The 21,758-nt window shown below is 59.6% G+C and carries 27 protein-coding genes; 25 read left to right on the plus strand and 2 right to left on the minus strand.

The window, feature by feature from the left end; all coding sequences use genetic code 11:
- The first annotated feature begins 425 nt into the window (after positions 1 to 425).
- The 20 genes from J2J99_RS10385 to J2J99_RS10480 all read left to right on the plus strand — a co-directional run bounded on the left by J2J99_RS10385 (position 426) and on the right by J2J99_RS10480 (position 19,201).
- Complete coding sequence (locus J2J99_RS10385; protein WP_168294733.1) at positions 426 to 812, plus strand: hypothetical protein; 387 nt, start codon at positions 426 to 428, stop codon at positions 810 to 812.
- Positions 778 to 2,685 (plus strand): terminase large subunit, encoded by a 1,908-nt coding sequence (locus J2J99_RS10390; RefSeq protein ID WP_168294732.1) that lies wholly within the window; start codon positions 778 to 780, stop codon positions 2,683 to 2,685. The genes J2J99_RS10385 and J2J99_RS10390 overlap by 35 nt, the downstream gene beginning before the upstream one ends.
- Positions 2,686 to 3,954 (plus strand): phage portal protein, encoded by a 1,269-nt coding sequence (locus J2J99_RS10395; protein ID WP_168294731.1) that lies wholly within the window; start codon positions 2,686 to 2,688, stop codon positions 3,952 to 3,954.
- On the plus strand, positions 3,951 to 4,550 hold the full coding sequence (locus tag J2J99_RS10400; protein ID WP_168294730.1) for an HK97 family phage prohead protease: 600 nt from the start codon (positions 3,951 to 3,953) through the stop codon (positions 4,548 to 4,550). Before J2J99_RS10395 ends, J2J99_RS10400 begins: the two co-directional genes overlap by 4 nt.
- Positions 4,551 to 4,651: 101 nt before the next feature.
- Positions 4,652 to 5,920 (plus strand): phage major capsid protein, encoded by a 1,269-nt coding sequence (locus tag J2J99_RS10405; RefSeq protein ID WP_168294729.1) that lies wholly within the window; start codon positions 4,652 to 4,654, stop codon positions 5,918 to 5,920.
- Positions 5,921 to 5,972: 52 nt separating this feature from the next.
- The gene (locus J2J99_RS10410) at positions 5,973 to 6,185 is read left to right on the plus strand and encodes a hypothetical protein (RefSeq protein WP_168294728.1); all 213 of its coding nucleotides are present in this window, start codon (positions 5,973 to 5,975) and stop codon (positions 6,183 to 6,185) included.
- The gene (locus tag J2J99_RS10415) at positions 6,166 to 6,690 is read left to right on the plus strand and encodes a head-tail connector protein (RefSeq protein ID WP_246763154.1); all 525 of its coding nucleotides are present in this window, start codon (positions 6,166 to 6,168) and stop codon (positions 6,688 to 6,690) included. The genes J2J99_RS10410 and J2J99_RS10415 overlap by 20 nt, the downstream gene beginning before the upstream one ends.
- Before the next feature lie 18 nt (positions 6,691 to 6,708).
- The gene (locus J2J99_RS10420; RefSeq protein ID WP_168294726.1) at positions 6,709 to 7,119 is read left to right on the plus strand and encodes a hypothetical protein; all 411 of its coding nucleotides are present in this window, start codon (positions 6,709 to 6,711) and stop codon (positions 7,117 to 7,119) included.
- Between the two features lie 94 nt (positions 7,120 to 7,213).
- Entirely contained in the window at positions 7,214 to 7,621 is a 408-nt protein-coding gene (locus J2J99_RS10425; protein ID WP_246735329.1) for a head-tail adaptor protein, read from the plus strand.
- Entirely contained in the window at positions 7,618 to 8,076 is a 459-nt protein-coding gene (locus J2J99_RS10430; RefSeq protein ID WP_168294725.1) for an HK97-gp10 family putative phage morphogenesis protein, read from the plus strand. Before J2J99_RS10425 ends, J2J99_RS10430 begins: the two co-directional genes overlap by 4 nt.
- 3 nt (positions 8,077 to 8,079) lie before the next feature.
- Entirely contained in the window at positions 8,080 to 8,496 is a 417-nt protein-coding gene (locus J2J99_RS10435; protein WP_168294724.1) for a DUF3168 domain-containing protein, read from the plus strand.
- 36 nt (positions 8,497 to 8,532) lie between these two features.
- On the plus strand, positions 8,533 to 8,970 hold the full coding sequence (locus tag J2J99_RS10440; RefSeq protein WP_168294723.1) for a phage tail tube protein: 438 nt from the start codon (positions 8,533 to 8,535) through the stop codon (positions 8,968 to 8,970).
- Entirely contained in the window at positions 8,970 to 9,335 is a 366-nt protein-coding gene (locus tag J2J99_RS10445; RefSeq protein WP_168294722.1) for a gene transfer agent family protein, read from the plus strand. The genes J2J99_RS10440 and J2J99_RS10445 overlap by 1 nt, the downstream gene beginning before the upstream one ends.
- Before the next feature lie 224 nt (positions 9,336 to 9,559).
- A complete protein-coding gene (locus J2J99_RS10450; RefSeq protein WP_168294721.1) occupies positions 9,560 to 11,830 on the plus strand; it encodes a tape measure protein in 2,271 nt (756 codons plus the stop codon).
- Entirely contained in the window at positions 11,823 to 12,533 is a 711-nt protein-coding gene (locus J2J99_RS10455; protein WP_168294720.1) for a hypothetical protein, read from the plus strand. Before J2J99_RS10450 ends, J2J99_RS10455 begins: the two co-directional genes overlap by 8 nt.
- A gap of 26 nt (positions 12,534 to 12,559) precedes the next feature.
- Positions 12,560 to 13,126, plus strand: coding sequence for a hypothetical protein (locus tag J2J99_RS10460; protein ID WP_205918621.1), 567 nt, complete (start codon positions 12,560 to 12,562; stop codon positions 13,124 to 13,126).
- Positions 13,111 to 13,518, plus strand: coding sequence for a hypothetical protein (locus J2J99_RS10465; RefSeq protein ID WP_207600965.1), 408 nt, complete (start codon positions 13,111 to 13,113; stop codon positions 13,516 to 13,518). Before J2J99_RS10460 ends, J2J99_RS10465 begins: the two co-directional genes overlap by 16 nt.
- Positions 13,519 to 13,526: 8 nt before the next feature.
- The gene (locus tag J2J99_RS10470; RefSeq protein WP_168294718.1) at positions 13,527 to 15,572 is read left to right on the plus strand and encodes a phage tail protein; all 2,046 of its coding nucleotides are present in this window, start codon (positions 13,527 to 13,529) and stop codon (positions 15,570 to 15,572) included.
- A gap of 14 nt (positions 15,573 to 15,586) precedes the next feature.
- Complete coding sequence (locus J2J99_RS10475; RefSeq protein ID WP_168302384.1) at positions 15,587 to 18,073, plus strand: hypothetical protein; 2,487 nt, start codon at positions 15,587 to 15,589, stop codon at positions 18,071 to 18,073.
- Between the two features lie 87 nt (positions 18,074 to 18,160).
- Positions 18,161 to 19,201 (plus strand): acyltransferase family protein, encoded by a 1,041-nt coding sequence (locus J2J99_RS10480; protein WP_168302385.1) that lies wholly within the window; start codon positions 18,161 to 18,163, stop codon positions 19,199 to 19,201.
- Positions 19,202 to 19,323: 122 nt separating this feature from the next.
- Here J2J99_RS10480 and J2J99_RS10485 read toward each other — a convergent pair whose 3' ends face one another.
- Both J2J99_RS10485 and J2J99_RS10490 read right to left on the minus strand, forming a co-directional pair.
- Positions 19,324 to 19,521, minus strand: a complete 198-nt coding sequence (locus J2J99_RS10485; RefSeq protein ID WP_168302386.1) for a hypothetical protein — start codon at positions 19,519 to 19,521, stop codon at positions 19,324 to 19,326.
- Between the two features lie 76 nt (positions 19,522 to 19,597).
- Entirely contained in the window at positions 19,598 to 19,981 is a 384-nt protein-coding gene (locus tag J2J99_RS10490) for a hypothetical protein (protein WP_168302387.1), read from the minus strand.
- A 144-nt stretch (positions 19,982 to 20,125) separates the two neighbouring features.
- Between J2J99_RS10490 and J2J99_RS10495 the strand changes: the two genes are divergently transcribed.
- The 5 genes from J2J99_RS10495 to J2J99_RS10515 are packed head-to-tail and all read left to right on the plus strand — an operon-like array spanning position 20,126 to position 21,754.
- A complete protein-coding gene (locus tag J2J99_RS10495) occupies positions 20,126 to 20,383 on the plus strand; it encodes a hypothetical protein (RefSeq protein ID WP_168302388.1) in 258 nt (85 codons plus the stop codon).
- Positions 20,367 to 20,855 carry a lysozyme gene (locus tag J2J99_RS10500; protein ID WP_168302389.1) on the plus strand — a complete coding sequence of 163 codons (489 nt, stop codon included), beginning with the start codon at positions 20,367 to 20,369 and terminating at the stop codon, positions 20,853 to 20,855. Before J2J99_RS10495 ends, J2J99_RS10500 begins: the two co-directional genes overlap by 17 nt.
- Positions 20,852 to 21,223: a hypothetical protein gene (locus J2J99_RS10505; RefSeq protein ID WP_168302390.1), complete on the plus strand. Its 372-nt coding sequence runs from the start codon at positions 20,852 to 20,854 to the stop codon at positions 21,221 to 21,223. The genes J2J99_RS10500 and J2J99_RS10505 overlap by 4 nt, the downstream gene beginning before the upstream one ends.
- 49 nt (positions 21,224 to 21,272) lie before the next feature.
- On the plus strand, positions 21,273 to 21,446 hold the full coding sequence (locus J2J99_RS33940; RefSeq protein WP_246735480.1) for an anaerobic dehydrogenase: 174 nt from the start codon (positions 21,273 to 21,275) through the stop codon (positions 21,444 to 21,446).
- A complete protein-coding gene (locus tag J2J99_RS10515; RefSeq protein ID WP_168302392.1) occupies positions 21,443 to 21,754 on the plus strand; it encodes a hypothetical protein in 312 nt (103 codons plus the stop codon). Before J2J99_RS33940 ends, J2J99_RS10515 begins: the two co-directional genes overlap by 4 nt.
- Positions 21,755 to 21,758: the final 4 nt, after the last annotated feature.

Raw genomic sequence — 21,758 nt, forward strand, 5'->3', positions numbered from 1 at the left:
GCTCACATTAATATGGCCAGCTTAAAACGCAGTGAAGATGCCGAGAAATATAGACGTCTCTATCGAACTGCCGCCTGGCGCCGCATCCGCCATCAGCAGCTAGCCCTTCAACCCCTATGCGAGTGGTGCCTCGAGCGCGAGGTCGTTACCGAAGCGACGGAGGTGCACCATGGCGAAGCGCATCGGGGAAACCTTGAGCTCTTCTTCAACGGCCCCTTCATCTCAACATGCAAACCTTGTCACTCCTCGCGAGGGCAGCGTGAAGACCTTGGTCAGACGGTACTGCGCTTCGGGCCGGACGGCTGGCCCCTCTGACGGGGAGGGGTGTTCCATTCTTACGGAATGCCGCCGCCAGCGAACCGGCGCCCCCGCATCGCGCACGCATCTGCATTTCAAAATATGACCCCTCGTAAGGATTTCGTCCCATGGCAAGACCGAGGAGTCCTCTCGGCAAAGCCAAAGCCGAGGGGCGAGACACAATCAATCGTGGCCGCTTCAAACAGCGCAAGGAGCCGGGCGCCAATGAGCCGCTCGGGCCGCCCCCGAAATGGATCGTCGACAATGACACGATCAAGGCTAAGTCGGCTTGGGAGTTGTTCCGTAAGGAGATCCCGTGGCTAACGGAGTCTCACCGCATGCTGGTTGGCATGGCGGCCAATATTCAAGGGCGCATCATGGCCGGCCAGGAGGTCGGCGTTCAGGCAATGAACCTTCTCCGGCAGATGCTGGGGCAGATGGGTGCGACGCCTTCTGACGCCTCCAAAGTAACGGTGCCCGATGCCGGTGAGGAAAAAGACGACCTGCTCGACTGAGGGGGTGGCGCTAAGGCGCGTAAATGAATACGCCAGGAGCGTTCTGGACGGCCAAACCATCGCCGGCCCGCACGTTCGAAATGCTTGCCGCAGGCATTTTGCAGATCTGGCCAACGGCCGTGAACGCGGCTTGCGCTGGGACGATGCAGCAGCGACGAGGGTCTTCCGGTTCTTCGAAGAGCGGCTGCGCCTAAGCGACGGCCAGTTCGATGGTAGGCCGTTCAAGTTGCATCCATCGCAGGCATTTAAGCTGGGCTCGATCTTCGGCTGGAAAAGAGCAGACGGAACCAGACGCTTTCGCACCGTCTACATCGAGGAAGGCAAAGGCAACGGCAAGTCTCCTTTCGCCGGCGGCATAGGTCTCTATGGCCTTATGGCAGACGATGAGCCTGGCGCGCAGATTTATGCGGCCGCAGCGAAAAAGGATCAGGCAAACATCCTGTTTCAGGATGCGTGCAAAATGGTCCGGCAGGCGCCAGCTTTGAATGATCGGCTAAAATTCAGCGGCGGCATAGGCAAAGAATTCAACATCGCCCACCACCGGTCACAGTCGTTCTTTCGGCCGATCTCCAAGGAGGCTGGCAAGACCGGATCGGGGCCGCGGCCGCATTTCGCCTTGTGTGACGAGGTGCATGAGCACCCGGACCGCAGCATCATGGAGATGCTCCAGCGCGGCTTTAAGTTCCGGCAGAACCCTCTGCTCCTGATGATTACCAATTCGGGTAGCGACAGGAATTCCGTCTGCTGGGAGGAGCGGGAGCGAGCGGTAAAAGTTGTGGTCGGCACCCAAACGCCCGACGACGATTTCACTTTCGTCGGCGACGCTTGGGAGGGCAGCGACAGCGTCTTCGCATTCATTTGCGGCTTGGACAAAGACGATGATCCGATGACGGATCCATCGTGCTGGGTGAAGGCGAATCCACTCCTCGGCACTATTTTGACCGAGGATTATCTCGCCGGGGTCGTTGCCGAGGCTAAGGCGGTCCCTGGCAAGCTGAACAACGTTCTTCGCCTGCATTTTTGCGTCTGGACCGATGCCGACAAAGCGTGGATGTCTCGAGCGACAGTCGAGAGGGTCATGGCGCCGTTCGATCCGGAAGAGCACGCGGGCAGGGATGCCTACCTGGGGATCGACCTCGCCGGCACCAAGGACATGGCTGTTGTGGCGTGCGTGGTGCCTACTGGAACGGTCGAAGTCGTTCGATCCGACAGCAGCTTGGTAATTCTGCCGACCTACGACGCCTGGATTGAGGCCTGGACGCCGGGCGACACTTTGGCGGCGCGCACCGCGGCAGACAAGCAACCCTATGATCTATGGGTCCGTGACGGGTTCTTGAATGCTCCCCCTGGCCCACGCATCCGCTTCGATGTCATCGCCGCTCGGGTGGCAGAGATTAACAGCACCTACAACATCAGGGCGATCGCCTATGACAACTACGCCTTCGCAAAGTTCAGAGATGAACTCGACGTGTTGGGCGTAGAGGCCGAGACCCTGCCGCATCCGCAGGGCGGGAAGGTGAGGGCCAGGCCCTCTGAGGCACGGATCGAGGCAGCCAAGGCCGCCGGCGAAAAAACGCCGCTCGGTCTGTGGATGCCCGGCTCAGTCACCGAACTCGAAAATCTTATCATCGATGGGCGTATTCGGCTTCGCAGTAGCCCAGTGCTCATGAGTGCCCTGATGGGCGCAACGTTCAACCATCCACCGGACCCGCACGGAAATAGGTGGTTTGTGAAAACGCGGGCTTCGGTCCGCATCGATGCGGCAGTCGCTCTCGCAATGGCGACCGGTGCTGCGGCAGACGGCGGACTTGAAATCGCGTGTGTTGCATCCCCATGGGACGACCCAGAATTCTCCATCAACAAGGCGGCATAAATGGCATTAAAAGACTGGTTTAGCCGCCCGAATGCGGAAAAATCGCCGGAAACGCGGGCAACAATCGAGAATCCGATGATCCCGGTGAGCGCTGACAATTTTCTGGCGTTCTTCGGCATCAATTCGGCCAATCTGCCGGCCGTCACGGTCGACAGCGCCCTCACGGTGCCGGCGGTTTGGGCCGCCGTCGCCTTCATGTCCAGAACGCTTGCCGCGCTGCCGCGGCATGCCTATCGCGACACGAAAGCTGGTGCGGCGCGGATAACCGGGCGGCTGGAAACGGTCGTCAACATCGCGCCGAACGATGGAATCGGCTCTTTCGCGTTTTGGCAGTGGTTCTGGCAGCAGGTTTTCACCCACGGTCGCGGCCTGGCCTACATCGAGCGCACGCCGCTAGGCGTGGATTCGCTCTGGCCAATGGATCCGACGAAAACGACGGTCAAGCGCGTCGGCCTGAAGATCTCCTACGAGTACGACGGCAAGACCTATGACGCCGCTGACGTCATCGACGTGCCGTTCATGCGCCGCAGTTGCGGATTGAGGCACTATGGCCCGATCGCGCAGACATCCAAGGCGATCCAGCTCGCGATCGCCATGAACGACTACGGATCGAATTTCTTCGCCGGCGGCGGTGTCCCGCCACTCGCGCTGAAAGGTCCGCTGCCGGCCAGCGGGGAAGCGCTCAAGCGCGCGCAGGCCGACATCAAGCGGGCCGTCGACGCCGCGAAGGGCGCCGGGGAATCTGTTTTCCCGATTCCGCCTGGTTATGACCTAACGGCGGTTGGCCTTGATCCTGCCAAGGGGCAGATGATCGAGGCGCGGCGATTCCAGGTCGAAGAGATCGCCAGGACATACCAATTGCCGCCGGTTTTTCTGCAGGATCTAACCAGGGCCACGTTTAGCAACGTTGAGCAGCAGGATCTGCACCTCACCAAGCACTTGATCGGCCAATGGGCTAAGGCGCTTGAGGACGAGATCAACTTGAAGTTCTTCGGCCGCAACGGCGGTGGACGTTACGTGGAGCATGTGCTCGACGGAATACTTCGTGGCGACTTCAAGAGCCGCATGGATGGTTACGGCGTCGCAATCCAGAATGGCATCCGCACTCCGGATGAGGTTCGCAAGCTGGAGAACCTGCCGGCCAAAGGTGGCGAGGCGGACAAGCTTCACATCCAGGGCGCCACGGTCCCGCTCGGCTCGCAGCCGAAGCCTGGCACGGATCCGCCGGCCAATGACAACAATTCCGATGATGAGGCGCAGGCCGCATGACGACAGAAATTGAAAAGCGCAGCCTCATTGCTGACGTCGAGCACCGTGCTGCGGATGACAAGCGCACCTTGGTTGGCTACGCCGCTGTTTTTGAGCGGCTGGCCGACATCGGCGGCTACTTCCAGGAGAAGATCGCTCCTGGCGCCTTCACCGATGCCATCAAGGGCGACATCCGCGCCCTCGTCGACCATGACATGGGCCGAGTGATCGGCCGCACCAAGAGCGGCACGCTGCGCCTTCAGGAAGATGGCAAAGGCCTGCTCGTAGAAGTAGACGTGCCGGACACCACCGACGGGAATGACCTGTGGGTGCTCGTCGAGCGCGGAGACATCAGCGGCATGAGCTTCGGCTTCCGCGTCACCAAGGAAACTTGGGATGAAACAGGCGCCGTGCCGGTGCGGACGATCGAAAAGGTCAACCTGCTCGAGGTCTCGGCCGTTGCCTGGCCGGCATACGATGACACCACAATCGGCCTACGGTCGCTTGCGGCGACTAGGGCTGAAGGCGGCGCGCGGAACGCCGCGGCCGCCCGTCGGCGCATTGCTGAGCGCGAAGCTCGCCAGGAACAAAAAATTCGGGGCATCCGGCAGGACTGACCCGTAAGCGGCCGCAAGGCTGAAGTCACCCGGCGCCCAGCCGGAGGGCCGGACACGCCGTCCTGCCATTTCCCACCAAAACCACCACATTGGAGACTTGCATGACTCTCACCGAGCTGCAGGAAAAGCGCGGCCGTCTCGTCACGGAAGCCCGCGCCGCCCTGGAAGAAATCAAGAAAAACACTGACGAAGCCCGCGCCGCTGAGCTCGAAGCTCGCCACGACACCATCATGGCCGAGTTCGACCGCGTCGAGCGCAACATCAAGCGCGAAGAAGACCAGGCCGCGATCGAAGCCCGCTTCGCTGCCCGCCAGGAAGAAGAGCGCGCCAAGAAGCGCCCGGGCGCTGGGTCCGAAGAGCGCGCGTCTGGCTCCGAGACCGGGAATGAGCTGAGCTATCGCCATGTCTTCGCAAAGGTCGTCTGCGGTGGTCTCGATGATCTGAGCCCCGAAGAGCGCGCCGTACTGAAGCAGGGCGTCGCCAAGTTCGAGCAGCGTGCTCAGACTGCGGGCTCGACGACTGCAGGTGGTTTCACGGTTCCAACAGAGCTTGCCAACGAGATCGTTCGGAGCATGCTGGCGTGGGGCCCGATGTACGACGGTGATGTCGCGCGTGTGATCGAGTCCTCGGCCGGCAACCCGATGAAGGTGCCGACGGTCAACGACACTGCAAAGTCGGCCGGTGCCCACACCGAAGGCGCCGCGCTGACCGATGACGGATCCGAAGATGTTACCTTCGGGCAAAAGTCGCTCGACGCATACGTCTTCGACACGGAGTTCATCCGGTGGTCGTTCGAGCTGGATGCCGACTCGATCTTCTCCATGGAAGCTCTTCTGGCGGACCTTCTCGGCGAACGTCTCGGCCGCATTGCGAACGCCCAGCTCACGCTCGGCACCGGCACGTCTGCTCCGAATGGTGTTGTTACCGCATCGACACTCGGCAAGACCGCCGCTTCGGCTACGGCGCTTACGACCGATGAGCTGATTGACCTCGAGCATTCCGTCAACCGTGCTTATCGTAAATCGCCCAAGACGGCGTTCATGATGAACGACCTGACGGTCAAGGCGGTGAGGAAGCTGAAAAACTCGGACGGCGATTATATCTGGTCTGCCGGCGACGTCACCCAGGGCCGACCGGCTACGCTGCTCGGCTACAAGCTGAACGTAAACGACTCCATGGCCGATATTGCCACGGGACAAAAGACCGTTCTCTTCGGTGACTTCAACAAGTATTTTGTCAGAAAGGTCGGTTCCCCGGTGATCGGCGTTCTCCGTGAACGCTTCTGGCCGGATCTTGGCATCGCCGGCCTCATCCGCTTCGATGGTGAACTAGCGGACACCGCGGCGATCAAACATCTCATCCAGGCTTAGTGAAACGCGCGGGCTGGCTTAGGCTGGCCCGCCAATCTTTAAAGGAGGCGACATGCTTTTGAAAATGACGGTCGGCTTGTGCGGCCCTGAATTCAACCTGGCGCCTGGCGACGAGCGCGAATTCGAAGATGCCGAGGCTGAGCGCCTGGTTGATGCAGGCTTTGCCTTGAAGGCAGAAGCTGACGAAGTGCCGGCCGCAGCACCGGCTCGCAAGAAGGGCAAGGCCAATGTGGTATCCGCCGAAGGTGACGCTGGCTCCGAGTGAGCCAATCTCCGTCGCGGAGGCGAAGCGCCATTGCGTGGTTTTGCACAACGATGATGATGCGCTATTCGACGCCCTCATCACCGCGGCACGCGACTACGTCGAACGATACTGCAATACGCCCCTGGCAACGCAGACGATCGAAGTGAAATGCGACGCCTTCTGCGATTTCGATCGCTTGCCGGTGGCGCCGGTGCAGTCGGTCACCATGATCGCCTATATCGCCACCGACGGCACAAATGCGACCGTTGACGCCGGCGACACAGAGATGCGCTTCGACGGCCTTGAGGCATCGATCTTGCCCGCCTACGGCAAGCAGTGGCCGGTCCCGCGCAACGGGTCGCGCATCACGCTGACCGCCATCGTTGGCTATACCGCGCTGCCGCCATCCATCAAACACGCGATGCTGCTCTGGATCGCCGATGCCTACGAGCAGCGCGAAAGCGAAGAGCTGCCAGGCTGGACCGCGTTCGACGCGCTGCTTTGCAACCATAGACGCGGCGCGTAAGCCGCAGGAGACTTTCCCATGGCAGACCTCGTAATTGTAGCCGCGAACGTCGTGGCTGGCGCGGATTCGTCCGCAGTCACCGGCGTCGCCGGCGAAACGATCACGGCCGGCAAGGCCGTCTACCTCAGCTCCACCACGAAGAAGTGGATGCTGGCCGACTCCAACTCGGTAACTGCTGAGGCGCGGCAAGCAAAGGGCATCGCGCTGAATGGCGCATCGCTAAATCAGCCCATCGCCGTGCACAAGAGCGGCGAAATCACGATTGGCGCGACCCTCGTCGCTGGAACGGCATACTACCTGAGCGACACCGCAGGCGGCATTTGCCCGCTCGCCGATGTGGGCGCCGGCGAGTATGTCTGCCTTCTCGGCCTCGCTAAATCGACCACCGTACTGGCCGTCGATATCCAGTTTCCGAATGTGAGCCTGTAATGTGGGTGCGGTTTCTGGCTGACTACGACTGGAAACCGCGGCCACAGGTGACGGTCGCGTTTAAGGCTGGCTGCGTCCACAACGTCACGCGTGCATGCGCGGCAGCCGCGATATCGGCCAGCAAAGCCACACCAACCGAGAGGCCAGCGAAATGACTGCAGGAAATCTGCGATCCAAGCTGCACTTTCAAAAGCGCGGGCAGAGCGACGACGGCTTCGGCAACTCGGTCACCGGCGAATTCGAAACGGTCTTCACTGACGCCGCCGAAATCATCCCGCGCATGGGCTCTGAGACAGTAATTGCCAGCCGGCTGCAAGGCGTTCAGCCCTTTACGATCCGCGTGCGCTCGTCGACGCAGACGAGGGAGCTCGACGCCACCTGGCGCGCCATAGACGCACGCTCGGCCCTGGTCTATTCCATTGTCTCGCCACCAACCAACCTGGATCAGAAGAACGCTTATATCGAAATGCTAGCCACAACTGGCGGGCAGACCGACGCATGACGGTTCGAGGCCTTAAGGAACTGCAGCGCAAGCTTGATCTCTTGCCGGCCGTCGCAAAGGCTCGGATCCGAGAAGCGATGGAGAAAGGCGCCGGCGAGATCGTATCCATGATGCGATCGCTCGTTCCGACTGATAGCGGCGATCTACGCGATAGCATAGCGTGGACATGGGGCAGGGCGCCTAAAGGCGCATTGACGCTGGGCAAGGTGCAGTCTGTCGGCGGCGATCTGACAATCACGATCTATGCCGGCAACGCGACAGCGTATTATTCCAGGTTCGTGGAGTTTGGTACGGCGTCGCATACGGCGGGCGGAATGTTTGCCGGCGCAACCATTCCAGCCATCGCGGCGTCTCCATTTTTCTTCGTGAGCTACCGAGCCAACCGCAAGAAGGTGAAGAGCCGTATCACCCGCGCCATTAACAAGGCAGCCAGAGAAGTGGCGGCTGGGAGTTAACCCTTGGATCCCGTTTTCGAACTCAAGGCGGCTGTCATCGGCAGGCTTAAGGCCGACGCCGCGCTAGCCGCGTTTGTTGCTGGTAACGTCTTTGACCGCCCGCCCGATGGGGCGAAGCCTTCTCCATACATTTCTATGGGGCCGTGGGATGCAACGACGGACGAAGCAGACTGCATCGACGGCATGGAAATCAACATGCAGATCGATTGCTGGTCATGGGGCGGCGGCGAGGCATTCAGCAGCGCCGAGGTCAGCAAGATCGCTGGTGCCGTCCGATCGGCACTTCATGAGGCCGAATTTGAACTATCGACCAATGCGCTGGCGACAATAAGCCACCGCATCACCCGTTACCAGCGGGAGTCGGATGGGGCGACTAACCGCGCCATCATCACCGTAACGGCATTCGTCGAGCTCCCGTAGCCGGCGGCCACCAATCACCACAGCTTGGAGACTACTATGGCCCAGCCTTCTACAGCTCGTTTTGGCAAATTCCGCATACTGCTCGGCAATAATGCTGAGCCTATCGTCTACACCGCTCCTTGCGGCTTTACGTCCAAGAGCCTCACGCTCACCAAGGACCTGACCGACGTCACGCTTCCCGATTGCGACGATCCTGATGCTGTTGCGTGGGTTGGTCGCGACGCAAGCACGCTTTCCGCTTCAGTTTCCGGTGAAGGAGTGCTCGCGTCCGAGTCCGTCGAGACCTGGCTCGATGCCTGGGAAAACGTCGCATCCGTTCCGGTCAAGATCGAAATCGAGTTTCCTGCGAAAACGATTACCTGGACTGGCCTTATGCACGTTTCCTCGCTCAACCCTTCAACTGAGCAGGGCGGCCGCGTGACGATGTCGGTTGAGATGCAGAGCGACGGCGAGCTCGTGCGCACGGTGGCCTAATGAGCCGCGATGCAAAAATTACCCTGACCTGGGCGGACGGTGACTACACCTTCCGCCTCGGCTGGGGCGAGTTGGCTGAGCTTCAGGAAAAAACCGACGCCGGACCGTATGTCGTGCTGAACCGCTTGCACACCCACCACTGGCGAATCGAAGACCTGTCAAACGTCATTCGTCTTGGTTTGGTCGGCGGCGGGCTAGAGCCAGTTAAGGCTCTCAAGTTGGTCCGCACATACGTCGAAGCGCGCCCGCCAATGGAAAATCATCCATATGCAGTTGCCATTCTCTCCGCCGGCCTGATCGGCGCGGAAGATGAGCCGCTGGGGGAGGACGAGGCGCCAAATCAGATGCCGGAAGCCAATCAATAGATGACCTTCCAAACGGCAAGATCCGATTTGGCGCGATCTACGGCACAGGCGCGGCCATTGGCTTCACGCCTCAAGATGTGAACGCGATGTCGATGTGGCAGTTCATGGCGGCCGTGGAGGGCTACGTGAAGGCGCACAGTGGCGAAGACGCCAAGATGTCCGACAAAGAAGCCGACGATCTGTTCGAGTGGCTGAAGTCTAAGGAATAACGGAGCGCCAGAAAGATGGCCCAAGATCTTGAGCGCCTCGTTGTGCAGCTGTCCGCTGACATCAAGGGATATGAGAATGCGCTAAATCGAGCGCAGGGCGTGACCGTAAAGCGGTTTGCTGCCATACAAAAAAGCGCAGAAACATCCAATAAAGCTGTCGCCGCCTCATTCATCAGGACAGGCGCGCAAATTGGCGCAGCCTTCCTGGCGAGTTCTGTCGTTAGGGAAGCGGCACAGCTTTCTGACGCTGCCACCCGCATCAGCAACTCGTTAAAGGTGGCCGGACTATCGGGCGAGGAGCTCGAGAAGGTATACCAGCGTCTCAATAAGGCGGCGCTGGCCAATGGCGCTCCGATTGAGACGCTGGCCACGCTTTACGGCAAAGCTGCGCAAGCTCAAAGGGAACTAGGCGTCAGCAGCGAGGAACTTCTCGGCTTCACCAACAACGTGGCTCTAGCGCTGCGAGTTGCGGGAACTGATTCACAATCTGCGAGCGGTGCGCTTTTGCAGCTTGGCCAGGCGTTGGGCTCCGGTACTGTCCACGCCGAGGAATTCAATTCCATTTTGGAAGGCGCGCCCACGATCGCGCAGGCCGTTGCAGCCGGTCTGCTGGAGGCCGGTGGATCCGTCTCCAAGCTGAAGTCGCTCATCGTCGACGGCAAAGTTTCGTCAGAGGCGTTCTTCCGCGCTTTTGAGGCCGGCGCACCGATACTTCAAGAAAAGGTCGCCGGCTCCGTCTTTACGATTGATCAGGCCACGACGAATCTTGTGACGGCCCTGACTGATGTCGCCAAAGAATTCAACGAGTCGACCGGCGCAAGTGAGAGTTTCGCCGGTGGCATAAACACCGCCGCGGGCGCAATAAACGACTTCGACGTTTCTGGGCTGATCGAAAAAATTCGATCGGCCAAGGCGGAGTTCGAGGACTTCCTTGGTAGCCTCGGAAACTCTGACTTTTTTGCGTCGCTGAATGAAGCGCTTGGCGTCACTGATGGCAACGGCAATGTCATCAATCTCGATGCATCCGAGGCCAAAGATGAGACGGCGAGCCTCGAGAAAGAGGTGGCAACACTTCAGGACCGCATCGCGCTAAACACGTCACTCGGTTTCGATAATACTGAGGCGCTTGCTCGCCTAGGCGAAGTGCAGCAGGCGCTTGCAAATATCCGTGCGGCAGCCGCTAATCTTCCCGCCACGGTCTCCGTGGAAAGCCTTACCGCTCCTGCGCCTGCGGCTCCCGCTGCGGCGGGAACTGGAGAGCAGTTCGGTCCACCCAAACCGCCTGAGAAGTTTGGGCCCCCGAAGCCGGTGGCCGTCAAACCCATCTCCACCAATGACTTCAAGCCACCCGCAAGTTCAAAGGGTGGTGGCGGTGGCGGTCGAAAGAAGGACGGTGGCAGCGGCGAGAATGAGTATCAGCGCGAGATCGAACAGATCAAGGAGCGTACAGCCGCAATTCAAGCGGAAACGACAGCTCAAGCTGGTGTTAACCCTCTTGTCGAGGACTATGGCTTTGCAATCGAAAAGGCGCGCGCTCAGAGCGACCTTCTGACTGCAGCGCAAAAAGCAGGCATGACGATCACGCCGGAGCTTAAGGCGTCGATCGACCAGCTGGCAACCGGTTACGCGAATGCCAGCGTTGCGGCCGAAAGGCTTCAGGAATCCCAGGATCGGGTAAAATACGCGGCGGCCGACTTCAAGGACACCGCCAAGGACATCACCAGCGGCTTCATATCTGACCTTCGCAACGGATCTTCCGCTGCTGAGGCGCTTTCTAATGCCCTGAATAAGGTGCTCGACAAGGTCATCGACATCGGCCTGAACGCCATCTTTGGCGGCGGAGGCGGTGGCGGCGGGCTATTGGCTGGACTTGGCTCTCTTCTTGGCTTTGCCGATGGCGGCTATACCGGCCCGGGCGGCAAGAATGAGCCTGCCGGCATAGTCCACAAGGGCGAATACGTCCTCGATGCGGAGACCACCAAGCGGATCGGCGTCAAAAACCTGCGCAGGCTTCAGGGTTACGCAAGCGGCGGCCTCGTCGGCGCTCCAGCCATGCCAGTCATTCGCGGCGCCGCATCTGGCGGTAAGCAAGGCGGCAAGACGCAGATCCAGGTCGGCGTATCCGTTGACGACACCGGCGGCCTGCGGGCCTACGTGAAGAGCGTCAGCCAAGACACAGTGACCGCGGCAAGCCCGCGCATCCTGAGCGCCGCTAACCAGCAGGTGGTTCCGACCATGGCGAAATACCAAAACGACAGCGCTGGCGGGGATTACAGAAATGGTTGACGTCGTCGAATGGCCGACCTGCTTGCTCACGCCGCAACAGGTGCAGGCCAATGTCGTCGCTTTCACGAGAAGCGGCGGCAAATCCCTGGGTGGCGTCGAGCCGGTTATCCGCACAGATCTGGGCTATTGGGCCATCGATTACACCGGTGTCGTTGTTCAGAACCGCTATCGCGACCAGTGGCGAACATGGCAGGCCATCAGGCAGAAGCTTGGCGGCCGCTCCGGCCTGATTGCGGTGCGCGTTCCATCGTCGCTCTCTGCGCCTTATGCGTCCGGCAAATTTGAGCCGACGACCGAGACAACGCACGGCGATGACACGACGTTCGGCGATGACACTGAATACGAGCAGAATGCCATTTCGGTCGTGTCCGTCGGCGTCACGCCTCTGGCGGCCACGTCAATCAAGCTCCGCATTATCAAAGCCCAGGCCGATTTGGTTGGCGTGCGCTTCTCCTTCAACAACGCGCTCTATGAAACCGGCCCGGTCACCGAAATCGATGGCGACACATGGACGGTGTCGATATCGCCGAGCGTGCGCGAGCTCATTCCTGATGGCGCCGATTTGAATTTCGATCGCCCGACCTGCCTCTGCCATCTCGCTGAAGATCGCGGCATGGACATCTCGCAGGACGCCATCAACAAGGCCACACGGCCGAATGTCAGCTTCGTCGAGGCGACAGATTACTGGAATTCGCTGGTTTAGGCCGGCGTCATTAATTGGAGGCCGGTTTGGCCAGTCTTCGTGTTTTGTGCCAGGTGGAGCTTCCATCTGGCACTCTTCGTTTTTGGGATGGGTCAGGCGGTCCGCTCATCGGCGCCGACGGCGAAGTCTATCGCGCTTGCACCCTAACAGAGGACGCTCTGGCGCAGATAGAGGCGGCAATCAACGCTGAGGCATTCACACTGTCGCTGGTGCTTTCTGGCATCAGAGAGGCGGAGAGCAACGCGATCTGGGCCGACTATCAGGCCGGCACCATCGTCGGATCGAAGTTTCGGATTCTCCTGCAGAAGTGCGACAACTACGATCAGCCGACCGGCTCACCCATTGTTAAATTCACTGGCACCATAGCCAATTTGAATTTCGTCGATAGCGCCAGCAATACCGGCATCAACTCCACGATTCAGGTGGATATCGCCAACCGCTTTACGCTGCGCTCGGTGACCAACGGCGCCGTCTTGTCAGACGTCGACCAGCGCGCTCGAGCGAAGATTTTAAATCCTTCAGCCGCGGACGACAAATTCTGCGAACGCATCCCTGGCTTGAAGGATCGGACGATCAGGTGGCCGCAGTGGTAGAGCAGGCGCTTGCCTCCTTCCTGGCCGCGCAAGAGCTGAAAGCCTGGGATGCGGCGACGTTGAATTGCATGCTCTTTCCGGCTGCATGGGCGATCTGGCTTGGCCATCGCGACCCCGTCGAGAAGTGGCGCGGCGCATTCGCCAGCGAGGCTGAATATCTGGCCATTGTCAGGGCGGCCGGCGGTTGCGTGCCGCTGATGGAGAAGGCGGCTGAGCGCATCAATGCGCGGCGTCTGATGGTCCCTGTGTGTGGCGCCGTGGGCGTCATCGGGTCGCATACCAATTTCGATCGGCAGTTTGGCGCAATCTTCGACGGCCGCCGCTGGCTGGTGCGCTTCACCAATCGCATTGGGAGCATGGCCGCGCGCCCTCTGGCCATCTGGTCCATTTAGGAATTTCCATGACTGGTCTTGAGCTTATTCCGCTGATCGTATCGTCAGCGGCAACGACGGTTGCAGCGGCAAACGCACTCTATCTCGGCACGGCAGCGCTCCTTTATGGCGGCTTGGCGGCTGGTCTCGGGTTTGTATCCAGGGCGCTTATGCCAAAGCCTTCGGTTCCGAAGCCAGAGGACGGAACATACAATCTAAAGCAGTCCGTGCCTTCGCTGCCGATCGTGCTCGGCCGCGTTAAGAAAGCCGGCGACTACGTCTTTCTTGAAGAAAAGAATGGCGTCGCATACCACATCATCGTCCACGCAGGCCATCGGATCCAAGGTTACGTTAAGCACTATCTTCACGACGAAGAGGTAACCATTGACGGCTCCGGCACTGTCGTGTCGCCAGCGCACTTCAATGATGACGGCAATGCCTACATCCACATAGAATCTAGGATTGGACAGTCCGGCGAGACTGCATACTCTTCGGTTGTCGGCGCATTCCCAACGATATGGTCGAACAATCATCGCGGTGATGGCCTTGCATCAGTCGAAATGCATTGCTTCACGGCACCGTCGAAGGACTATCTGAAGATTTATCCAAATCAGATGCCGGAGCATTCGGCGGTTATTGATGGGATGCCGCTCTACGATCCACGCACCGGCACGACAGCCTTTACCAATAATTTGGCGATCATGCGGCTTTGGCACCTAACCAGCCCATACGGCGGGAAGCTGTCATTGAGCGACATGTACCTGCCTGACTGGATAAACGCGGCCAATGTCTGCGGCCAAAACGTCACCAATCGAAGCGGCGGCACGGAAAACCGTTACGACGGCGGAATGTGGTTCAGGGCGAACAGCGACCCGATCGAGGTTGGTCGCACGCTGGATCAGGCCGCCGAGCTCGTTGTCTATGAGCGCGCTGATGGCCTTATCGGTGTTCATGCTGGCGAATATGTTGAGCCGACAATTACGCTCACAAGAAACGAAATCATATCGTTCGGCCTAAATGCGAATGTCGATCCAGCCACTACCGTTTTGGCGGTTCGTGGGCGCTTCACCGATCCGAGTGACCTCTACAACACTAACGACGCGGCCATCTATGGCAATCCGTATATCGGAGAGGACACCGAGCGGACGCTGACCGTCGACAACGTGGCGGTTCAATCGCACAACCACATTCAGCGCCTACAAAAGCTGGCCTATATCCGCCGCAACGGCGCTCGCGTGAGCATCACGGCCCACTACGATCCAGACAATGACGTCGCCTATCATCGGTTCATTCGCGTCCAGTATTCTCCGAAGCTTTCCGATGCAGTCATCGAAATCACATCCAAGGTCAACATCTCCCTCAAAGACATGACAGTCACGTTCAGTGGGATTGTTGTCCCTTCTGGGCTGTATGATTTCAATGCAGCAACCGAAGAGGGTGAGCCTGGGGCATCAATCGTCATCATTCCGCCGAGCAGCGCCCCGGTGCCAGTCAACTTCGACGTTGTCATCCAGACAGAGGTCGTTTCTGGCGGATCCTCTGCGGCTTATGCATTGGCTACGTGGGATTTCGCCGCCTCTTCACTGACATACGAACTCGAGTGGGAAAAGACATCCGGCTCAACTGGACCTCAGTCGGTCATCTCCACCGCCGGCGAGACGCAGGTTAGATCGGGCTATCTAGCCGATGGCACGCAATATAAATTCCGTCTCCGCAGTTGGGCTGGTGGTGCGAGCTCGGGCTGGACTGCCTACGAGATACGAACCGCAACGGCGGACTCGACGCCGCCTGGCGTCGTCACTGGCGCTTCAGCTACAGGCGGATCTGGGCAAGCCACATTCAATTGGACGGCGCCCAACAGTGCGAACTATGCGGCAGCACGGATCTATACCAACACCGTCAACAGCTTCTCTGGCTCAACGCTCATCGCGACAGAGTATGGGCCGCCGAGCTCGGCGGATAGCCGTGTCGTCACAGGCCTAACGGCTGGAATCAAATACGGCTTCATTGAAGCCATCAATGCATCTGGCATTGCTGCGACTCCGCAAGCAACCGGCTCATTCACCGTTACCTAATATCTGGAGTGCATATGCCCGCACCTACAGCAGCCATCGCATGGCGCGACTACGTAACCGACGGCGTGCCGTCTTCCGGCAATCACAATCCAGACAAATTGGAGATCCGCTCCTGGGGCCTGTGGCTGGAATCATTCATATCGGCCATCGGCGCGAATAGCGGGTCTGTCTTCACCACCCGCGCAGCCCTATTCGCCGACCTGGCTCATGCCGCAAACTCGATGGCGTGGGTAATCGGTGACACGACTGTCGCCTACAATGGCATATACCGGAAGAGCGGCGCGTCAGGAACCGGATCCTGGACGCGGGTTGCGGACCTTCCGTACAGCTTCATCACCGCTGTGGATGCTGGGGCCGGCACGCCGAATGCGATCCAGGCAACGAGTACAATACCGGTCTCCGAATCGGCGCTAATCGTTATGAACATCTTCGAGGCCAACACCGGATCGCCGGTAACGGTCTCGTTCAATGGTGGCTCGACGCTCACCGTCAAGAGCAACAGCGGGAATGACATCTCGGCCGGCGGCCTGACGGCCAACATGCGAGTGCTAGGCGTCATTTCCGGCACCGAATTCCGGCTGGTCAGTGACCAGGTCTCGGCCGCGATCGTGGCTGCGGCTGAAGCAGCGGCTGCGTCGGCTGCCTCCTCAGCATCGACCGCCACGAGCGCCGCGGCAACGGCGGTTGCGGCCGCTGCGTCGATCACCAATATCCCTATCGTCTTCAAGGCTTTTGGCGATCTGACCGCAGACACCGTTTTGAGTTATTCTGGCTCGTTCCCGGTTGTCGCAGGCTCAACCGTCGTGCAGGTCTCGTCGAAGGGATGGAGCTATATCGTCGCCGCTTCCGGCGCGAGCGATTACCACATCATCACGGCCGGCGGGGTGAAGCTTTATGCGCTGCCGTTCAACGGTTATGTGAACGTCGAGCAGTTCATTCAGGCCGGTTACGTTAACAGCACGACCAACGTCCTGGCCGCCTTCACTGCGGCTATAGCAACGGCGCATCGTGTCAAAGGCGACCCCGAGCACATCTACGGCATAAATGGCAAGATCACGCTCGCGGCCGGCACTTGGCTCGAGGACATCTCCGCGAAGCAGCTGGCGCCGCATGCCACCACCAGTGTCGTAACAATCGGCTCGACTTCAGTCAGCAACATCACGCTGAAACGCGTCAAGGTCGATCGCAACGGTGATGGGACCGGCGGCTCTCTTAATAATGCGGCCGGCATCTCCATCAGCGGCGGCTCGGGCCATTATCTCGAAGACGTCGAAGTGTTCGGGTCGGATATCGGCACCGGCATCGTGGTCAGCAGTGCGACAGATTTCCAGATCGTTAGACCGCATGTGCACGACATCCTTTACGTGTCGGCATCCCTACCTTCTGATGACCAGGCTCAGGGTTTGTGGCTTAGCAGCTGCTCGGATTTCTCTGTTATCGAGCCGAAGATCCATCATATAGGTGGCATTGTCGGCGGCACGTTCCGCAGAGCGTTCGGCCGCATGATGCCGATCGGGTTGGGTTGCTCGTTTTTCCGTATTGTTGGCGGCGATCTCTATGATGGTGACGTCGGCATCGATCTCACCGGTTCGAAGGGCAATGTTAATTTTGCCCTGATGGGCGTGACGGTTCGAGATGTCGAAACCTGGGGAATCAAGCTGGCGAACTACAATCGCTTCGGCGAGGTGATTGGCTGCAACGTTCACCGCGCGGGATCTGCCGGATTCGTTGGCTCGGGACCGACTGTCGATGTTGATCCTGATACGCCAGTGCCAGACAGCTTGCCGCGGCATGTGACCTTCACCAGTTGCGGCGCTTGGGACACCGGCTATGGCAACACCGGCCGCGGCACGTCCCAACCGGCTGGCTTTCTGATCACACCCGGTGCAGCGCCGTCCTATCAAGACTTCCCGCGCGGATATCGGATGGTTGGCTGCGTTGCCTACGACAACCAGACCGTTAAGACGCAATACCACGGATTCAGGTGCGAAACGACCTTCGGCGGCGCGCCGTTGAACGAAGTCATCAACTGCAAATCTGGCGGCTATGCAGCCGGCGGTCAGCATGTTGCGCTGTTCCCGTATCCGGCCTGTCGTGCCTATAACAGCGCCGCGATCTCGATACCGAACAACACATCGACGATCGTGTCGTTCAACGCCGAGGACTTCGACGGCTCGGCGATGCATAGCACGTCGTCGAACACGGATGCGATTTTTGTCCAAGAAGCAGGCTGGTACCGTGTTGAGGGCCAGGCGACATTCGCGCAAAACGGCACCGGGTTGCGCAGTGCTATCGTCAGTTTCGGCGGCGTCAATCAGCCGCGCATCGCCGATAGCCAGCCGGGCAGCGCCGTCAATGACACAACGGTTCGCGTCAGCGGCATGGTCTACATCAGCGACGTCACCGGCAGCTTCAAGCTCAGTGTGTATCAGAACTCAGGCGGGGCGCTGAACGCGTCGAACGTCCAGCTGTCCGTGACGAGGGCGATGCCGAACAATTGACGAAAAGGAGGGGCGCAACAAAGGCGCCCCGCTCACTGCGAACTCGCGGAAGTTGAACAGGTCCCAGGCTTATGTTAGGGCCTGATCATGATCCAGCGCTATAACCTCGGAAAAGAAACAGCCGTTATCGACGCACTCCGAGGCATCGCGGGCCTTCTGGTCTTTCTGTCTCACGCTGATGCGTACAATCTGATCAGGATAAAACCGATCGCGCATTACTCAGGCTACGTGGGGGCGATCGGGGTCTGCGTGTTTTTCGTTTTGTCTGGATATTTGATCTGGGCTTCGGCGGGCAGGCTGCTCGATCGCCCCCATGGACTTAGAACCTACGCCATACACCGGGCCGCAAGGATCATGCCCCTCTACTATGTGGCCCTTGGCTTTGCTGCTTTGATCTTCCGGCATGTCTCGGGCTATCCTGTAGAAGTAGGCTTCTATGACATGGTCCGGCACATCACGTTCACTCAGGCGCTTATTCCGGATGTCAGCAGGGCGCTAAACCCGGTGCTTTGGACGCTTACCTTTGAGATGATCTTCTACGTGGCGGCGCCGGCTCTCTTCGCGCTTCGCAGCTTCTTTCCTGCTTTCATCATCATCGCGGCTTCGTCCTTCATCCTCTGCCAGTTCGTTGCCTCGCCGTATTTCAAATTCCTCAACCTGATGCCGCTCTTCGTGCTCGGCATGTGGCTGGCGCATTACCGTCTGGCTCCGACGTGGGTTTGCGCGGTGGCCTGCGCGGTGATCGGGATCGCTTTGGGGCTTCTCGGCGCGAAAGCCTACCTGATCTCGTCGGTCTGGGGTTTTGGGGTTTTTTCGGCAATGGTTTGGCTTCGTGGTTTCCGTTCGTCCCTGGCTGTCAAAGCGTTAGCGTGGGTGGGCGTTATCTCGTACTCGCTGTACATCTGGCACTACATGCTGATTGAGATTGTCGGCTGGCTTCTAACGCGCGTCGGATTTATGCCAAGCAACTATCCAGTCTCTACTGGCGTCGGGTTAACCGCCCTGACGCTCGCGGTATCGTGGGCAAGTTACAGATACATCGAACTGCCCGCACAGGCGTCAGTCCGCAGGCGGCTTTCTAAAAGTTTTGCTGTTCATAACCTTTCTGCGGTCACCGAGAAATCGTGATCGAATAATACAAACAAGCGTATGGGCCGCTGCTGAGCGGCCTTTTTCGTGCCTGGAAACATCCTACCTGACTGGCGGTGGGCGCTATTGGGGTTTTGGCAGGGCGGGTTCGGCCCGCCTCTTCAGCTATCGTCGTCTTCCCGGTCGGCGATATCCTCAGCCAACTCCGCGGCATGCTCTGAAAGAATGGCAGCCACGTTGTCGAGAAGCTGCGCCAATTCAGGATCGCTGGCGAAAAGCCGCTCCTGATTGGTCCTCAGCTTTTCAATGTAAAATCGATGGATGTAAAGCGAGCCGTTCATTTGTGCGAGGCTTGGCATGACAATGCTCCGTATGCAGGCTTGTCACGTCATACGCTCGTGACGGTTCATCATCATAGCACAGTCCATTTTGCGGTCAGAGATTCTCAAGCTCTGGAAAAGCCGAATACTGTAGTCGGTCGGTGTTGCATCCCGGCGCGTCCTGCAGTGAACTGACGACGCTCGCGCCCCGAAAACGAAGCGACGTCGACGTCATTCCGACGTATCCGCCCATTCGGTTTTTTGCATTAAATCGGACGCAAATTGACCTATAGCCGGTATCTAGGAGCGTGACTGCATTGGAAATGCTAGCGTCCCGGATGGAATACGGGTCGTAGAAGGTGCTCTTGATATAAGTAATTGCGGCGGCTCGTTCGGCGGCTGTTGGCGGCATCTGCGACCCGTATATCTTGTCCAATTGCTCGGCGCTCACACAGCCCGACAGAACTCCAACCCCAACTAATAGAATCGTCCGCTTCATTCACCCCTCCCAGGTTGTGAAGCGATATTGCATGATTCTGCTGCGGTAGAAACTGATCAGACGCAGCAGACATTCACGGTGCGAGAGTTTGATCGAGCCTCTCATTCGCGCGCCTTTTCTTTCCACAAAAACCGGAGCCCACCATTGCTTCGCACGCTTTTCTCAGGCGCGCGTGACGCTTTCGCGCGCGTGCTCATTCCCGATGCGGCCGCAACCACCAAGAGCGCCTGGTCGCTGCGCCTCATCGAGTTGGCGGCCCTAGCCGACATAATCCTGAACCTCGTGCCGGTCGTCTCCGATTACCTGCCGTGGTGGCTGACGCTTGCGCTCCTCGTCGGCGCATGGATTGCGCGCCACCTCATCCAGCCTGAAAAGGAGCCTGCAGATGGCGACAAGGCTTAGAAAAACGGGCGGCGGTCTCGCCGCCATTACGCTCGCAGGTGCGCTTGCGGTGCAGACAGTCGGCGGGTTCGAGGGGCTGAAGCTCTACGCCTACCGCGATGTGGTCGGCATCTGGACCGCCTGTTACGGCGAGACGAAGGGCATAAAGCCCGGCATGAAGTTCTCCAAGGCCGATTGCGATAACCTGCTGATCGACAGCCTAGTCGAGCACGAGGCCGGCATGCGTGGTTGCCTCAAGGTGCCAGACGCTCTGCCGATCCAGACATACATCGCCGGCGTGTCGCTGACCTATAATATCGGCCCCGGCGGCTTCTGCGGCTCGACCGTGGCGCGCAAGCTGAATGCCGGAGACATCCGCGGCGCCTGCGACGCCTTCCTCATGTGGGACAAGGCGAAGGGCCGCAAGATCCCCGGCCTGACGAAACGCCGCGTCGCCGAACGGGCGCTCTGCCTGCAGGGTGTCGCAGCATGATCGCGTTCTTCTTGAGTCCCATCGGCCGCCGCCTCGCCGGCGCGCTGGCCGCGCTCGCGCTGCTGTTGGCCGCTTATGCCCACATCGACCACCGCGGCTACGCCCGCGCCGAGGCGCACTACAAGGGCGTCATTGCTGCGGAACATGCGGCCGCAGCCGACGCAGCCATCGCCGAGACCGAACGGCAAGCCGCAGCGAACAACGCGGCCAAGGCCCGCGAGGCGGAGCGCATTGCTCAGATGCAAGCCGAAAACGAATCCCTGGAATTGAATATTAAGGAGCTCGAGCGTGAGGCTGATGAAGATCCTAGCGCTGATGTGCCTGTGCTTGGCGCTCCCGGCGTGCAGCGCATTAACAAGGTCCGATAGACTGGTTGTGCCGCCGGCGCCGCCTAAACTGGTGCGGCCGGACAGCGCATTGACGGCGCGCTGCCTCGGCCCGGTCGACCTTGGCGACAAGGCGTTGACGCAGGCGCAGCTGGAAAAACTCTGGATCACTGACCGCGAGCGGCTTCTGACGTGCATCCGGCGACACTTGGCGCTGCGCGATTTCTATGCCGACCGCGACGCAGGGTTGGAGCGCAGGCCATGACCGGACCAGAAATCATGGCCGTTGTCGGCTTCTTCGTCATGCTCGCCGGCGCCGGCTGGCGCGTCTGGACTCGCGTCGAAGCCAAGGTGAAGGTCGCCGAGGACAAGGCCGACAAGAACACCGCCGACCTTGCCGCGTACAAACTCCATGCTGCGGAAACATTCGCAACGAAGACCAGCCAGGCCGAGCAGACGGCGCAATTGCTGCGAGCCATCGAGGGCGTCGGCAGCAGGATAGATGGCGTGCACGAGCGCCTCGATCGCCTCTACGAGAACTCACCACAGCGGCGCACCACCACGCGCGGCTAATTCC

Source organism: Rhizobium binae, assembly GCF_017357225.1.
GTDB lineage: Bacteria > Pseudomonadota > Alphaproteobacteria > Rhizobiales > Rhizobiaceae > Rhizobium > Rhizobium binae.